10 protein-coding genes and 1 pseudogene are annotated in these 15,667 nt (G+C 72.5%); 5 read left to right on the top strand and 6 right to left on the bottom strand.

Features of this window, described 5'->3' with window-relative positions:
• Positions 1-103 precede the first annotated feature (103 nt).
• The 3 genes and pseudogenes from AB0B86_RS01890 (at position 104) to AB0B86_RS01880 (ending at position 4,348) form a co-directional block, all read left to right on the top strand.
• Complete coding sequence (locus tag AB0B86_RS01890; protein ID WP_357412542.1) at positions 104-1,453, top strand: NAD(P)/FAD-dependent oxidoreductase; 1,350 nt, start codon at positions 104-106, stop codon at positions 1,451-1,453.
• A 1,184-nt stretch (positions 1,454-2,637) separates the two neighbouring features.
• A pseudogene (locus tag AB0B86_RS01885) lies at positions 2,638-2,892 on the top strand (hypothetical protein); the annotation flags it as partial.
• A gap of 265 nt (positions 2,893-3,157) precedes the next feature.
• Positions 3,158-4,348, top strand: coding sequence for a low temperature requirement protein A (locus AB0B86_RS01880; RefSeq protein WP_357414910.1), 1,191 nt, complete (start codon positions 3,158-3,160; stop codon positions 4,346-4,348).
• Between the two features lie 225 nt (positions 4,349-4,573).
• Here the strand turns inward: AB0B86_RS01880 and AB0B86_RS01875 are convergent, their stop codons facing one another.
• Positions 4,574-5,401, bottom strand: coding sequence for a hypothetical protein (locus AB0B86_RS01875; RefSeq protein ID WP_357412538.1), 828 nt, complete (start codon positions 5,399-5,401; stop codon positions 4,574-4,576).
• 251 nt (positions 5,402-5,652) lie between these two features.
• On the opposite strand from AB0B86_RS01875, the gene AB0B86_RS01870 reads away from it, so the two are divergent.
• Together AB0B86_RS01870 and AB0B86_RS01865 are read left to right on the top strand one after the other, a co-directional pair.
• Positions 5,653-5,859, top strand: coding sequence for a hypothetical protein (locus AB0B86_RS01870; protein ID WP_110566517.1), 207 nt, complete (start codon positions 5,653-5,655; stop codon positions 5,857-5,859).
• Positions 5,860-6,049: 190 nt separating this feature from the next.
• Positions 6,050-7,009 carry a TIGR03557 family F420-dependent LLM class oxidoreductase gene (locus AB0B86_RS01865; RefSeq protein ID WP_357412535.1) on the top strand — a complete coding sequence of 320 codons (960 nt, stop codon included), beginning with the start codon at positions 6,050-6,052 and terminating at the stop codon, positions 7,007-7,009.
• Positions 7,010-7,166: 157 nt separating this feature from the next.
• On the opposite strand, the gene AB0B86_RS01860 is transcribed toward AB0B86_RS01865, so the two are convergent.
• The 5 genes from AB0B86_RS01860 to AB0B86_RS01840 form a co-directional block, all read right to left on the bottom strand.
• Positions 7,167-8,684, bottom strand: coding sequence for a hypothetical protein (locus AB0B86_RS01860; protein ID WP_357414908.1), 1,518 nt, complete (start codon positions 8,682-8,684; stop codon positions 7,167-7,169).
• A 171-nt stretch (positions 8,685-8,855) separates the two neighbouring features.
• On the bottom strand, positions 8,856-10,952 hold the full coding sequence (locus tag AB0B86_RS01855; RefSeq protein WP_357414906.1) for an amino acid transporter: 2,097 nt from the start codon (positions 10,950-10,952) through the stop codon (positions 8,856-8,858).
• An 87-nt stretch (positions 10,953-11,039) separates the two neighbouring features.
• A complete protein-coding gene (locus AB0B86_RS01850; protein ID WP_357414904.1) occupies positions 11,040-11,441 on the bottom strand; it encodes a hypothetical protein in 402 nt (133 codons plus the stop codon).
• Between the two features lie 415 nt (positions 11,442-11,856).
• Positions 11,857-12,627: a DUF5995 family protein gene (locus AB0B86_RS01845; protein WP_357413790.1), complete on the bottom strand. Its 771-nt coding sequence runs from the start codon at positions 12,625-12,627 to the stop codon at positions 11,857-11,859.
• A 135-nt stretch (positions 12,628-12,762) separates the two neighbouring features.
• Positions 12,763-15,660: an AAA family ATPase gene (locus AB0B86_RS01840; protein ID WP_357414902.1), complete on the bottom strand. Its 2,898-nt coding sequence runs from the start codon at positions 15,658-15,660 to the stop codon at positions 12,763-12,765.
• Positions 15,661-15,667: the final 7 nt, after the last annotated feature.

Raw genomic sequence — 15,667 nt, 5'->3', positions numbered from 1 at the left:
CCGACCAGCACCGACGCCTCCGCGACGCGCCCGGCCAACGCCGACGTGCCCGGCACGCGTCCGGCCAGCACCGACGCGCCAGCCGCGCACCCGGCCGGCTGACATGCCCGCCGCCCCACCGCACGTCCTGATCATCGGCGCCGGCACGGGCGGACTGTGCCTGGCGCACGGTCTGCGCCGGGCCGGGATCAGCGTCGCCGTCTACGAACGGCACCGCGACCGCACCGAAGGACTGCTCGGCTACCGGGTCGGCATCGGCCCCACCGGTAGCCGGGCCCTGCGGCAGTGCCTGCCCCCGGAGTTGTTCGCCACCTTCCTGGTCACCTGCGCGCGGCCACCGCACTACTTCAACGTGGTCACCCAGGGGCTGCGCCAGACCGCGTCGTTCGCGCTACGACCGAACGCCGACCCGGTGCGCACCGAACATTCGGTGGCCCGGATGGTGCTGCGCCAGGTGCTGCTCACCGGCCTGGACGACGTGGTGCACTTCGACAAGACCTTCACCCACTACGAGCAGCGCGACGACGGCACGGTCACCGCGTACTTCGCCGACGGCACCAGCGCCACCGGCAACCTGCTTGTCGGCGCGGACGGCACCCACTCTGCGGTACGCCGGCAGTACCTGCCGCACGCCGTCACCCGCGACGCCGGCACGATCAACATCGCCACCCGGATTCCGCTCACCCCGCACACCCGTGGTCTCGTCCCGGAGCGGGTCCGGCAGGGCATCTCGCTGATCTTCGGCGTCGGCGGGATGATGGGCGTGCTGCACGTCATGGAGTTCAAGTGGGACGCCCGGCGTGCGGTCAAACCCGACGTCAGCGACGCCGACGCCGCCCTGCTGCGCAGCTGGCCCGGCCTGTCCCACGACACCACCACCGACAACATCAATCTGATCATCTGGAGCACCGGCCGCCGCTTCCCGGCCGACGTGCTGGAGCGTCGCGGCGAGGACCTGATCAGCGTCGCCCTGGACCTCACCTCGAACTGGCACCCGAACCTGCGGGAGTTGCTGACCCGCGCGGACCCAGCGAGTGCCCTGCCGATCCGGGTGTCCACGTCCGAGCCGACGCCGCCCTGGAAGAGCACCACCGTCACCATGCTCGGCGACGCCATCCACACCATGACCCCCGGCCGTGGGGTGGGCGCGAACACCGCGCTTCGGGACGCCCGCCTGCTCTGCGACCAGCTCGGCCAGGCCGTCACCGGCGACAAGACGCTGGTCCAGGCGGTTGCCGACTACGAGGCCGCGATGGTGCCGTACGGCTTCGCCCGGGTCGCCGAATCACTCAACCGCAGCGGCACCAGCGGCGACGACCGGATGTACCGGCCGGTGGTGGGTCGACTCGCGCTGCTCGGCGCACGCGGCTACTTCGGAGTGACAAGCCGGGTGCCGCGGCTGCGTCGCCGGTTCGTCGACGACTTCCACACCTATGAGGGCGACCAGGACTGAGCCCGGTATCGGCCTGTCGACCCGGGTCCGGCGTCCCCGCCGGCCCGGGTCCCGTCGTGTCCGGCCCCGTGGGGTTCCCACCCCCGTCGTTCTCCCGGTGCCGCCGTCATCCCGGTTTTGCGCCTGTCGGCGCGACGCTGGGTGACTCGGCGGGCACCGTCTGAGGTGACAGTCCCCAACGGGACATCTGCTGCCGATCCTGTCTGTCGTCGGAAATACGCGTATGCGAAGCTGCGGCGAGTTTTTCTCGTGACTTTTCCAACGAGCTGAGAGGGAGGTTCGCCGTGGCGTGGTCTATCGGACACTCGCTGATAGTGGTACTGGCACTGTTGCTGGGCCTGGCCGCCGGGTGGCTGCTGCGCGGCCGGCGGGGCGTACAGGGCAATTCGATAGTGGACGGTGATCCCGTCGCCGGCCTGGCCGTGATCGCCACGCCGACGCCGGCAGCCACCACCGACGAGGCCCGGCCCGCGGCCACCATCGACGCCGCGCCGACCGCGGTCGCCGACGAACCGGCGCCGGTGGACACGGTGAGCGCGCCCGCCGCCGTCACCGGCCCGGACGGCGCCAGCTCGGCGCCCACGCCAGTGGCGGTACCGGCGGACGCCCCGAGCACCGTCGACCCGGGTGACATGGCGCTGACCGAGGCCCCGCCGCCCGTACCGGCCGCCGAGCAGTCCGACCCGGCTGACCTGCCGGCGGAGCCCACTGTGGAGCCGACCCCCGAGCCGGTAGCGGTCGACGAGCAGCCCGCCCCGGCTGCCGTGATCGCCCCCCGCCAGCCCGCGGACGACCTCCCGTCCGCCGACAGCACGCCGCTCGACACCACCCCGACCGACGAGCCGGCCCCGGCGACCCCGACGGACGATGCGGCGACCGACGAGGTGCCGGCGGAGGCACCGGTGACCGACGGCGCGGTGCACGCGGAGTCGAAGGACGCGGACGCCAACACGGCGGACGCCGACGCTGCGGAGAGCACCGCGGTGCGGACCAACGGCGTGGACGCGGTGGGCGACGACCTGGTGAACGTCGGCGCGGTGGGCACCGGGACGACCAAAGCGGAGTCGCTGGACGCCGAGCCGGAGTCGGTGCGGCCGGTGGCGGCCACGCCTGCGGACCTCCCGAGCGACACCGCGACGCCGCCGGTCGACCCGGCCGTCGACAACGCCAGCGACACGGACACCGACCCGACCGGTCCGGCGGACGACTTCCGCCGCATCCAGGGCATCGGGCCGAAGATGGCGGCTGCCCTGCAGGACGCCGGTGTGCGTACGTACGGCCAGCTCGGTGCGCTCGACGAGGCGGCGCTGCGCGAGCTGATCCGGGCCGCCGGCCTGCGCGCGGCACCCGCGCTGGCCACCTGGCCGCAGCAGGCCCGCGTGCTGGCCGGTGCGGGCGACGAGATGGCCGCCGTGCTGTCGAACGGCAACCAGGCCTGACACCTGGATCGAGGCCCCGGCCCACCGTCCGACGCGACCGTGGGCCGGGGCTCCGGGACCGGAAGGCTCGCCACAACCGGCCCGGAGTCCAAGGAAGTCGGGGCATCGGGCCGCCCCGGACACCCCGGCCTGCGGGAACGCGAGTCGATAGTCCCCGGTTGGGGGAAGACCCGGCGAATCCGCAGCCGCGCGGCCGACAGCTGGTTACCGTCCGCTCAGGTGGGCCGGACAGGTCCGTCGTCGACCGGTTCCGCAGGAGTAGACAGTGCACCTCGCCGCGCCGGAGCCCGGGTCCCCGGTGCGTGACCCGGCGGCACCGCGCCGGGTGACCCTCCTCGAACTCTTCTTCGACCTGGTGTACGTGGTCGCCCTGGCACTGATCTCCCGAGGGCTGGTCAACCAGCTCGACTGGCACCGGGCCGGACAGGCACTGATCATGCTGGCCGCCGTCTGGTGGACCTGGGTGATCACCACCCTGGTCACCGACCTGTACAACCCGGAACGCACCGAGATCAAGCTGCTGATCAGCGCCGTGATGTTCGGCGCACTGCTGATGACCACGGCGATCCCGGAGGCGTTCGGCGACCGTGGGCTCGTGTTCGCCGGCACCTACGTTTCGATCCACCTCGGGCGCGGGCTGTTCCTGATGCCGGCCGTCCGCCGCGAACCACAGACCCAACGCCGCGCGGCACGCATCTTCGTCTGGTTCGCGGTGTCCGCGATCCCCTGGATCATCGGTGCGTTCGTCAGCAAGGACGCCCGCCTGGCGTGCTGGGCCATCGCGCTCGCGATCGACTACGTCGGCTTCCGACTGGCGTACCCGGTGCCGGGGCTCGGAGTGGTGCCCGAACCCCAGCGCAACGTCACCGCGGAGCATCTCTCCGAGCGCTACCAGCAGTTCTTCATCATCGCCCTCGGCGACGCCATCCTGACCATCGGCACCATGTTCAGCGCCGCTCACAGCGAGGTGCACAACATCGGTGCGTTCGCTGTGGCGTTCCTGACCACACTGCTGCTCTGGCGGATCTACGTGCACAAGTCCGGTCAGCTGCTCCCGCAGGCCATCAAGGGGTCGGGGTCGCCGAGCAAGTTCCTGTTCACCGCGCCGTACACCCATCTGCTGATGGTCGCCGGGGTGGTCACCACGGCCTCCGGGTTCGACCTCGTGCTGCACGCGACGACCGGGCCGACGCCGCCGGCCTGGGCGGCGGTGATCCTCGGCGGTCCGGCCCTCTTCCTGGCCGGCCGGGCCTCCTTCGAGTACGAGGTGTTCAGCAGGGTGTCCCGATCCCGGCCCGGCGGTGTGCTGGCGCTGCTGACCATCGCGCCCGCGGTGCTGTACCTGACGCCGGTGTTCGCCTCGATCGGTGCCCTGTTGGTGCTGATCGGGGTGGCCTACGCTGACTTCCGGCGCAGCTACGGCAAACCACCCGAGGCCCCGTCCCCGCCGCACTGAACCGGCCGGCCAGCACCGGCCCACCTCAGCGTGCGGTCGACCCGGCGAGCAGCCACCAACGACGGCAGCTGGACGCAGGCGGACAGCACCACCGTGTCCACGTCGGTCACGTCCAGTCGCTCGGCCAGCTCGACCAGTCGAGCGGTGGGGATGCGCCCCACCGCGACGTTGTCCGGCTCGCTCAGACTCGCCGCCTCGGTACCACCAGGCCGACGCGGTAACCGCTCACACCAGCGCCCCGGCGTACGCGCGGACCCGCAGCCGCTGCCCGGCGGTGCCGCCCAGGCGCACCTGCAACCCGAGCGGCGCGGCGGCGCGGCGCACGTCGTCAAGGTGCAGGGACCCGTGCCGGTCGACGGTGAGCACCGGCGGCTCCTCGAGCTCGCCCTCCGGCGCGTGGAAAGAGAGCAGGGTGACCGAGGTGGTGAGATAGCCCGGGTACGCGGCGCGGGCCGCAGACTCGTCCCGGTGGGCGAGCACCACCAGGTCGTCGAGGTGTGCGAAGTCGGCGGCGAGAGCGCCGGCCTTCCAGTGCGCCGGCTCCTCCGCCGCGCCGGTGAGATGCCGGGACCGGTTCGCCGAGGTGATGTAGAGGTGGTCGGATCCGGTCTCGGCGAGCGCCCGCTCGAAGAAGACGTTGGACGGGCAGGTCAGGCCCGGGGCGATCACCTGGGTGGTGCGCAGCCCCTGGTCGACCTGGGTGAGGTGCCCGGGGAGGCGCTCCGCCGCCGGCCCCCGGAAGCCGAACGGCCCCGCCCCGTAGAGGGCGTCCATCAGGGCCCGCACCCGACCGACCGGCAGCCGCGGCGAGATCCGGGTCCAGTCGAACATCCCCGGGATCCGGCCGATCGCGGTGGTGATGCTGCCGACCTGCTGGGCTGGGCGGCCCTTGGCCAGATTGACCCGGCGGACGGTGTCCGCCTCGGGGCGCGTGACGATGACGTAGAAGTTGGCGAACGCCGCCGCGACGACCGCGCCGCGAGCCAGCGCGCGGGCCGCGACCGCGACGTCCTCGGGGCGGTCGATGTACAGGGGCGGTGTCCGGGCTTCCATGAGTCCTCCTCGGCGGGGCCGTGAGGCAGTTCTACGTCCGCGGACGGCACGACGGCCGGGTCGGTCGCCGATCCGATAGCCGACACGCGTTTCCACGTGCGAGCGGCCGACCCCGGGCGGTACGCAACGGCGAACGGCATCGGCCGGACGGAGGATCCGGCCCGGCCCCGTTCCGGTGGCCGTTAGCCGCACGACCCAATTGGGTACAACGACTGCACCTCAGATCCACCACATTTCCTCAGGAGGCAGCGATGCGCGGCACCTCGATACTCGGAGTCATCGTCGTGATCTGGCTGCTGATCGGCGCGATCGCCGCCGGCCAGCGTGGCTACTACAGCGGCGACGACACCAACTGCGCCGAAGCCGGCACCATCCTGGTCACCATCGTGGCCGGTCCGTTGAACTACATCGGCGCCAACCCCAAGGTCGACTGCAAGCTGCCGGAGCCCTCCAAGTAGGACCCAGACGTACCTCGGCCCGTGCCCCCTGACCCCGGGGCACGGGCCGAGGTCTGCCCGGAGGGCGGCTCGGCTCACACACCCCGTACGGCATCCTAGGGGGCTGGCCTGCGGGTGTCGTCGGGGTTTGTCGGCGCGGAGGTCGGGAACCGCCCCCGCGTCAGTCGGCCGACGACAACGGGAGCGTGGCATGCAGATCGGCTACAAGCTGGCCGCGGAGGGATACGGCCCTCAGGAGATCATCCGGCAGGCCGTGCTTGCCGAACGGGCTGGTTTCGACTTCGTCGAGATGAGCGACCACTTCCACCCCTGGCTGGACGCGCAGGGCCACTCCTCGTTCACCTGGAGCGTGCTCGGCGCCATCGCCGCCAAGACCAGCACCCTGGGTCTGGCCACCGGCGTCACCTGCCCGACCGTCCGCTACCACCCGGCGATCATCGCGCAGGCGGCGGCGACCATGGCGCTGGTCTCCGACGGGCGGTTCACCCTCGGGGTGGGGGCCGGCGAACGACTCAACGAGCACGTGGTCGGAGCGGGCTTTCCCAGCGTCCGGGGCCGACACGAACGGCTGCGCGAGGCGCTGGAGATCATCCGACTGCTCTGGCAGGGCGGCTACCAGTCCTACGAAGGCCGGCACCTGCACCTGGAGGACGCCCGGATCTTCGACCTGCCGGACACCCCGCCGGTGATCGCGGTGGCGGCCAGTGGCGAGGCGTCGGCCCAGCTCGCCGCCGAGCTGGGCGACGGGTTGTTCGCCACCGAACCGGACGCCTCGATCGTCGAGCACTACCGGCGGGCCCGCGGCTCCGGCCCGCGCTACGCCGAGGTCCCCCTGGCGTGGGCAAGTGACGAGCAGCAGGCGGTACGGGCGGTGATGCAGACCAGCAGGTGGATGGTTACCGGTTGGAAGGTGATGAGCGAACTGCCGAACCCTGTCAACTTCGACGCGGCGAGCGCGCACGTGGAGGAGAAGCACATCCGTCAGCTCTTCGCCGTCGGCCCGGATCCGGAGCCGCACGTGGCAAAGGTCCAGTCGTACGTCGAGGCCGGCTTCGATCACATCGTCCTGCAGAACGCCGGCCCCGACCCGGACGGCTTCCTCGACTTCTTCGCCGGCACCCTCTCCGCCCGGCTGCGGGCCAGGTCCTGACGCAGCCGGCACGGCCACCGCCCGCACGCTCGGACTGTCGAACGGGACGAGGCGACGACCGCCCGCGACGGCCGGGCGGGACAGCGGACGGCCGCCCGGACGATCGTGGTGATCGTCCGGGCGGCCGGCCACGCGCCGCGCCGGCGCGTCGGTCTGCTCAGCGGAAGCAGTGCGCGATCGGTACCGGGCTGCCCTCGCAGTTGGTCGGCTCGTTCTCGACGACCACGCTCTCGTCGTCGATCTTGACCTGGGCGTGCATGGCGGAGATGCCACCGGGCTTCACGGTGGAGGCGTTGTGGGTGACCTTGCTGGTGTAGATCGCCACCGAACCCGCTGAGGCGTAGATGCCACCGCCGGTGGACGCCGCGCCGACCGCCTCGTTGCGGGTCACGTCACTGCCGCGGACCAGCAGGTTCGACTTCTCGGCGTAGATCCCGGCGCCGACGCCGTGGGTGGTGTTGCCGTCGACAACGCTGTCGTCGATCGGCGTCAGGCCCTTCACTGTGGAGATGCCGCCACCGTTGACGGTGGACGTGTTGCCGCGGATGGTCATCTTGCGCATCACCAGCACCGCGTCGGAGTTCGCCGCGCCGCCGCCGACCTGCGCGGTGTTGTTGAGCAACTCGGTGTCGGAAACCTTCGTGCGGGCCGAGAAGCTGGCCAGACCGCCGCCCTGGCCCGCGCTGTTCTGGGTGAACGAGACGCTCTCCACGTCGGCCGCGCCGCGGTAGTTGCCCAGCCCGCCGCCGTAGCCGTTCGCGCTGTTGCTGCGGAACTCGGAGCGCTTCAGGGTCAGCACACCGCCGTTGAGCAGGCCCCCGCCCTTGCCCGCCGCGCCGGAGGCACTGTTGCCCACGAAGGTGCAGTCGCTGACCACCATGTTGCCGTCGTTGAAGATCCCACCGCCGCCGCCCTCCGGGGACAGCGAGGTGCTCTGCGAGACGGTGACCCGCTCCACCACCGCGGTGGCCCCGTGCACCACGTGCACGCTGCCGCCCTCGATCGCCGAACGGCCGTTGTGCAGTTCCATGTCGCGCAGGGTCAACTCGCCACCGTCGCGGACGGTGAAGAAGCGGAACGGCGCGGCCTGGGCGTCCCGGGCGATGGTGGCGCCGGCGCCGTCGATCGTGATGCTCTGGTAGATCACCGGCAGGCCGGCGGTGTCGTCGGCCGGGTTGTGCGGTGGGGCGTCGGCGTCGCCGGGGGTCTCCGCGGCGTCGGCCGCCTCCCGTGCGTCGCGGATCCCCCCGTCGTACTGGTCGGTCTCGTGGAACGCCTCGGTGAGCAGGTAGCGGCACTTGGGCGCGAGCCGCAGTTCCCCGCCGCCCTCGGCGTTCGCCGTCACCAGCGCCGCGACCAGCTTCGCGGCGTCGCAGGGCACCGACACCACGCCCCGCTTGCCGGTGCCCGGGCCGGGTGCGCGGCCCCGCTCGGCGCTGTCCGGGTCGCGCTCCGCGCCGCCCCGGTCGCCGGGCCGGCGGTCGTCGTCGTTGCCGGCTGCCGTGCTCAGCCGGCCCAGACCGGGGAGGGCGAGGTGACGGTCGGCCGCAGCGGCCACACCGGCCACGCCGGCCGCTCCCACGACCAGGCTCCCCGCCAGCAACCCGCTGGCCAGGAACCATCGGGACCGGCGTCTGGGTCGGATCTCGCGGTCTCCCCCGTGGTACGTGGACATCAAAGGTGCCTGCCTTCCTGCCTGCAAGACGTGACCGCGCGCCGATCCGGGCGCGGGGGGCTCGACGTAGCGTCGACCACCAAACGTCACGATAGGTCTGCAATACGGACAGGAAGGTGTGAACGTGAATAGTGCCCCTATTCATCTTTGAACCCACCAAACGGTCGCCGGTCAGCCGCCGACATGGATCCCGGGACGGCGCAACGGGTCCCGCTCGGTCCGCCGGATGATCTCCCGTACCACCGGCGGGGTGTCACCCCGACCGAGGATGAGATAGCGCGCCAGGTGCGCGATCGGGCTCCCCTCGGACCACTCGAAGTGCGCGTGCGGCCGCACCCCGGTGGCGTCGCGCAGGGCCAGCAGGATCGCGGCGATCGCGTTCGGCACCGCCGGGCTGCTGGCCCGCAACACCCGGAAGCCACCTGCCTCGATCCCGTGCACCCGCAGCACCTGGCTGAACTCCGACGGGTCGACCACGTCGATCTCCAGGAAGAGCACGTCCGCCGCCCCGGGCACCGGATTCATCCCCCGTTGCGCCCGTTCCTTGACCGTGTACTCCTTCACCGACCCGCTCTGCCGCTTGTTCGCGATCAGGTGCAGCTGCCCGTCGTGGGCCAGCGACTCGGTGATGAACCGACGGGCCGGCTCGTCGAACTCGATCCGCTCGGCGCGCAGCTCGGTGGTCCGGGTGACCCGGGAGACCAACGACACCACGATGATGCCGAGAATGAACAGCGCGGAGATGGTGATCCCGTCCGGCTGCTCGATGACGTTCTCCAGCAACGCGTACAGCAGCACCAGGGTCAGCACCGTGAAACCGATGGCGATGGCGCGCTGGCGGTGGCGGACCGCGGAGATCGTCACCGCCACCGCACCGGAGACCATCATCGCCAGGATGCCCGTCGCGTACGCCCCGGCCTGCGCGTTGACGTCGGCCCGGAAGGCGACGGTGATGGCGACGCTGACCACGGTGTAGACGATCACCACCGGGCGCACCGCCCGCGCCCACTCCGGCGCCATGCCGTACGAGGGCAGGTAGCGCGGCACGATGTTGATCAGCCCGGCCATCGCCGAGGCGCCGGCGAACCAGAGGATGAGCACGCTGCTCACGTCGTAGACGGTGCCGAAGGCCTCCCCCAGGTGGGCGTGCGCCAGGAACGCCAGGGCCCGCCCGTTGGCGGCCCCGCCGGGGCGGAACTCCTCCTGCGGGATCAGCGCCGTGGTCACGAAGGTCGTCGAGACGAGGTAGACCGACATGATCAGCGCGGCGGTGGTGAGCAGCCGCCGGGTGTTGCGGATCCTTGCGGCCAGGCGGGCCGGCTTGTCCGCCCCGTCGGCCCGGACCAGCGGCATCATGCTCACCCCGGTCTCGAAACCGGACAGGCCCAGCACCAGCAGCGGGAACGCCAGCACCGCCGTGAGCAGCACGTGGCCCGGCCCGCCGCCGCCTGCGGTGAGCGCCGCGGTCCAGTCCGACACGATGCCCGGGTCGCCGACGATCCGGGCCACCGCGACCGCGACGATCACCGCGTTGAGCGCCAGGAAGACGGCGACCAGCGGGATGGCCACCACCACCGCCTCCCGGAAGCCGAGCAGGAACACCCCGCCGAGGATGAGCAGCAGCACCACGGTGACGACGACCGGGACGGCGGGGCCGTGCAGCGCGTCCGGCAGGTACGGGTTCTCCAACAGGTGCACTGTGGCGTCCGCCGAGGAGAGGGTGATCGTGATGATCCAGGAGGTGGCCACGAAGCCGAGCAGCACGAGTACGAAGATCTTGCCCCGCCAGAACGGCAGCAGGCGCTCCAGCATGGCCACCGACCCCTGCCCGTGCGGGCTCTCCTGGGCCACTCGCCGGTACATCGGCAGCATGCCGAACAGGGTGAGCACGACGATCAGCAGGGTCGCCAGCGGGGACAGCGCACCGGCCGCCACCGCCGCGATACCCGGCAGGTACGACAGCGTCGAGAAGTAGTCGACGCCGGTCAGGCACATCACCTGCCACCAGGCGTGCCTGCGGTTCTGTCCCTCGCCCGCCTCCGGCCCGGGTGGCTGCACCTGGTGCTGGAACAGCCACCGGCGCAGCGGACTGGCCGGCGGCGTCGAGCGCGCCGGCGTCGCCACGCGTTCGGGCACCACGACACCCGGCCGGCCGCCCCGGTGCGGGCGGGCCGGGTCGCGGGCCGCCCGCAGAGCCGGGTCCGGCCCGGTGGGCGCGTGACGGCGTCCGCTCCAACGTCGTGGTTTCGCCCGGTGCTCGTCACCCATCGCCAGTCCCACCCTCACAGGTCCTGATCCGACGGTAGGCGGTGGCGCGGGACCCGGCCGGCGGAACCGGGCAGGTGAATGGCCAGCTCAGGACAGGTCCGGAACAGCGAGCAGGCGGGCCAGCGCGGGCGGGTCGGCGATGGTCACCGTGGCGGCCGGGTGTCGCGGCCGCCCGCCCGGCACCACAGCCGGCACCGGCGTCCCGAAACGCAGGCAGATCCCGCCGGCCGTGCTGGTGCCGAAGCTGGCGCCCGCGTCGGCGAGCGACATGTGCGGTCCGATCACCCGCCACCAGCGGTACGGGCCACTCAGCTCGACGGCTGTCACGTTCCCGCGCTCGGTCCGCAGCCGCCACGGCCCGTACCGGATCAACAGCTCCCGGCCGGTGACAGCGACCCAGGCCGTCGCCGGGCGGACCCCCAGCAGCGCCAGCACCGGCCGGAACAGCGGGTCGAAGCGGAACGCGAACCGCGTCTCGGCACCGGTCATCGCGCACCAGGTCGGATGGTGGGTCGCGGCACCGGGCCGCCTGGCCGCAGCGGGCCGGGCCGCGCGGGCCGGGGTCGGGCGGCGGGCCGGCGCCGGGCCAGGACGGTCATGGCGCGGGCGTACCCGCTACGAGCCCGCCGACACCCCCGACAGCCCGCCATCGTCGGGACGACCCCGACTCCCCCGGACCCCACCGTCGGCCGGCACCCCCGTGGCCGGCCGACGGTGGGGCAGGTCGGCACCCCCGCGGGCCGACCGGCTTGGCAGTCGGTCGGCACCCCCGCGGCCGACCGGCTGTGACTCCCGGGTCGACCGGGCACGGCCGGCCACCCGGGGTGGGTGGATCTGGTGGGGGACGTGTCCCCGCGCTCCGGCCACCCCCCACGGGGCGGAACGCGGGGACCCCCCGTCCCGACTACTGCAGAAACGCTCCCAGGGGGGAGAGCAGTAGCCGGCCGAGCGCCGCGGCGTTGTCGTCCAACCGCGTGCGCTCACACTCGCGGGCGTCCGGATCGTGCCGGCACCGCCAGATCTTCTGCGCGTTACGCCAGGCGACATCGCGGGTGTACTCGACCAGCTCCCCCTGGTACCAGTCGTCGATGTCGCCGTTGAGCATGTCGATGAGCAGCTGCCACCGCTCCAGATAGCCCCGGCGCAGACCGGGGATCTTGTCCGCGAAGATCTTGTTGATCTCCAGGTAGTCGTGGTGCTGATCGCTGCCGTCGACCGGCTCCGACTCCAGGTGGTCGAACGTGGTCACCAGCGCGAACGGCAGGTCGAAGTTGATGTGCGCGTTGACCCCGGCCGCCGCCGACGGCAGCGGGCGGGCATCCGGCCCACGCATCCGCTCGAAGAGGCACGACCACGCCTTCGGAGTGCCGGGGCTGGAGTCGGTCCAGAGCCGCATCGCGTCGAAGTACCGCGCGGCGAACTCCACGTCGAGCCGGGAGAGGAAGGCCGGGTCGACGAACCGATCGTCGTACAACCCGTCCAGCACGCTGCTGGTGATGGTGAGGTAGAGCCTGTTGAAGTCCGCCAGCGGGCAACTGGCGCCCAACGGGGGCAACCGCACCAACATGTCCTGGAGTTTGGTGAGGTGATCGACCACTGCTGGCACGTCCGCGGGATGGTCGGCGAGCAGATCGACGATGTCGCGGTGCACGGGCCCCCAGACCAGTTCGACCATGTCTCCTCCATAGTGGTCGGCGGCATCCCCCGTGCCGTCGTCGACGCGGCCCAGCCTCTCAGCCGACACCCACCCGCCGAATCAGTAGAACGACGTATCCCGGCGCGCACACGCACCGGTGGACGGTACGCATCGTCAGCTTCGGACGTTGCGTAACTGGATCGCGCTGGCCTGGACGCGGGTACGGACCTGGAGCTTGTCGAAGATGTGCGACACGTGCACCCCGATGGTCCGCTCGCTGATGAACAGCCGCTGCCCGATCTCCTTGTTGGTCAGGCCCTCCGCGACGAGCGCGAGCACCTCCCGCTCCCGGGCGGTGAGCAGTGCCAACTCGTCGTCGGACGCCTCGGTCGGGGCTGCCCGGGTAGCGCTGAGGGCCTCGTGCTCCTCCAACGGCACCCGGGCCCGCCCGGCCAGCTCGCGGATCTCCGAGGTGAGCGGCACCGCGCCCAGCCCCTGCGCCACCTGGTACGCCTCCCGCAGCAACTTGCCCGCGGTGGCCAGCCGACTGCGGCGGGCCAGCAGCGCCTCGGCCTGCCGCAGCCGCGAGTACGCCGCCGGGTAGGGGTGGTGGCGTCGATCCCACTCGGCGACCGAGGCGGCCCACAGGTCCGGGTCGCTGCTGTCGAGTCGACTCACCTCGGCGGCGCAGAGTGCCAGGAACCCGTCCACCACCGACCGCACCGGACCGGCCGCGCCGACGCTCTTGCGGGCCACCCGGTCCGTCACGTCGCGCAGCCGGCGTACCACTGTCGGGTCCACCGCCACGGTACGGCTGGCGTGTGCCTCGGCCTCGGCCCGCAGGCCGTGCCAGACCAGCGCGGACAGGATCGTCACGTCGTCGGAACGGCTCTCGGTGAGGCCACGTTGCACCGCCAGCCGCGCCACGTCGTGCCGGCCCTCCCACATGGCCAGCCCGGCGCGCAGGGTGAGCAGCGGAATGACGTGCCGCGCCCCGCCTCCGGCGAGCAGGGTCGCCACCGCGTCGAGGTCGCGGCTGGCGGCGTCGATGTCGCCGTAGCCCACCGAGAGTCGGCAGCGGGCCAGCAGCAGCTCGACAGCGTCCGCGCCGGACGGTCGGTGCCGCAGGGCGGCGGCGACCACCTTCTCCGCCTCGGCCCACTGGCCCACCCGGAACAACCCGTTGATGGCGACGGCCAGCAGCCGGGTCTCCCAGGTGCGGCCCAGACCCAGCTCGGCGACCCGCTCGGCGCCACGCCGGGCCACCACCACACCCTCTTCCAGGATGTTCAGCGGCCCGGTCAACAGCTCCGCCAGGTGCAGGTACGCGCAGGCCACATCCTCGGGCTGGCCGGCGCGCTCGGCGGTGTCGAGGGCGTCGCGCATCACCGCCAGCCCCGCCTCCGGGTCCTCCAGGTAGGCGTCACTGAAGCCGAGCGCCGCGCTGGCCAGCACCACCTCGGTGGCGGAGCCCGCCACCTCGGCGGCCAAGGCCAGCGCCTCCCGGGCCCGCCGGCCGGCGTCGGCGTAGCGGCCCAGGTGCAGCAGCAATTCGGCGAGGCGGGCGGCGGCGGTGGCCTGGTCCCGCGGGGAACAGTCGGCAGCGGTCAGCGCCCGCTGGTATTCCTCCTCGGCCAGCGCGGAACGACCGGCGGCGGCCAGGTAGCGGGCCCGACGGATGTGCAGCGCGCTGCTCGGCTCGCCGCCGCGCAGCGTGGCCAACTCCTCCAACAGGGCCAGCGCGCGGGCGTGCTCGCCGCAGTGGTGGGCCGCCTCGGCGGCATTCTCCAGCAGTTCGACCCGGTCCACCGCCAGCGGGCCCGGGTCGGCGGCCAGTTGCAACGCCGCCGACCAGTGCCGGTGCGCCTCGGCGTAACCGTGCAGCCGCTCGGCCTCCCGGGCCGCGGCCACCGCGGCCGGCAACGCGCGCGCCGGCTCACCGGCCAACCGCCAGTGGTGGGCCAGCCGGGCCTGGTGCAGCTCACCCGGCGCGGCGGTCAGCGCCTCGGCGTAGCGGCGGTGCAGCCCGGAACGCTCGGCCGGCAACAGCTCGTGGGCGAGCACCTCGGCGACCAGGCGGTGCCGCAGCCGGTAACCGTCGTCGGCGCCGACAAGCAGCCGGTGGGCCACCGCGGCGCGCGCCGCCTCGATCAGCTCGTGCTCCGGCAACCCCAGCACCTGGGCCAGCAGCCAGTGTTGGACCGGCTCCACCCCGGCGGCCACCGCGTGCACCACGGCGTGCGCGTGCTGGGGCAGCGCGTCGACCCGGTCGAGGAAGATCTCCCGCAGTGTCTCGGACAGGCCGTCGCGGCCGTCGCGCAGGTCGCGGGCCAGCTCCTCGATGACGAACGGGTTGCCCCCGCTGCGCTGCCAGATCTGCTCGGCCGACTCGGCGGGCAGTGCCCGGCCGACCACTGCGGCAGCGAGCTTCTCGGTGCCGGCCCGGTCCAGTGGTGCCAGGTCGAGCACCCGCACCGTCCGCAGCCGACGCAGCTCGGTGAGCACCCGACGCAGCGGGTGCGCGCCCTGCAACGACTCGGCCCGCACCGCCGCCAACACGGAGAGCTGGAGGTCGCCGAGCCCGGCGAGCAGGTAGAGCAGCAACTGTCGGGTGCTCCGGTCGACCCACTGCAGGTCGTCGAGGATCAGCACAAGTGGTCTGCCCTCGGCGATCAGGTGCAGCCCGCGGCTGACCCGCTCCAGCAACGCGCCCGCGCCGTCCGGCCCTGCGGTCTCGTCGGCGAACACCTGCAACAGCCCCCGCACCGCGGCCGAGGTGCGCGGGTGCGCGGTGGACAGATCGGCGTCGAAGCGGCGCAGCGCCTGCAACAGCGGGTGCAGCGGGGAGGCGTCGCCGATGTCGAGACAGCTGCCGGTGAGCACCACGGCGCCCTGCGCACGCAGCACGTCGCCGACCTCACCCAACAGTCGGGTCTTGCCCACACCGCTCTCACCGCTGAGGAAGACGGCGGCGGTCTGCCCGTGTGCGGCGCCAGCGACAAGCGCGGACCGAACCGTCCGCACCAGCTCGGTCCGGCCCACGAGCGGTGCGGTGTCCACATCGCTGACCATGGCACGC

The organism is Micromonospora sp. NPDC049047, assembly GCF_040649135.1.
Classification (GTDB): Bacteria; Actinomycetota; Actinomycetes; order Mycobacteriales; family Micromonosporaceae; genus Micromonospora.
This window is presented reverse-complemented; position numbering and strand designations above follow the sequence as displayed.

Bases quoted from the DNA above. Each gene is read 5' to 3' on its own strand.
- AB0B86_RS01840 (WP_357414902.1), bottom strand. From the start codon at position 15,660: ATGGTCAGCGATGTGGACACCGCACCGCTCGTGGGCCGGACCGAGCTG.
- AB0B86_RS01875 (WP_357412538.1), bottom strand. From the start codon at position 5,401: ATGGAAGCCCGGACACCGCCCCTGTACATCGACCGCCCCGAGGACGTC.
- AB0B86_RS01860 (WP_357414908.1), bottom strand. From the start codon at position 8,684: ATGTCCACGTACCACGGGGGAGACCGCGAGATCCGACCCAGACGCCGG.
- AB0B86_RS01890 (WP_357412542.1), top strand. From the start codon at position 104: ATGCCCGCCGCCCCACCGCACGTCCTGATCATCGGCGCCGGCACGGGC.
- AB0B86_RS01870 (WP_110566517.1), top strand. From the start codon at position 5,653: ATGCGCGGCACCTCGATACTCGGAGTCATCGTCGTGATCTGGCTGCTG.
- AB0B86_RS01850 (WP_357414904.1), bottom strand. From the start codon at position 11,441: ATGACCGGTGCCGAGACGCGGTTCGCGTTCCGCTTCGACCCGCTGTTC.
- AB0B86_RS01855 (WP_357414906.1), bottom strand. From the start codon at position 10,952: ATGGGTGACGAGCACCGGGCGAAACCACGACGTTGGAGCGGACGCCGT.
- AB0B86_RS01845 (WP_357413790.1), bottom strand. From the start codon at position 12,627: ATGGTCGAACTGGTCTGGGGGCCCGTGCACCGCGACATCGTCGATCTG.
- AB0B86_RS01865 (WP_357412535.1), top strand. From the start codon at position 6,050: ATGCAGATCGGCTACAAGCTGGCCGCGGAGGGATACGGCCCTCAGGAG.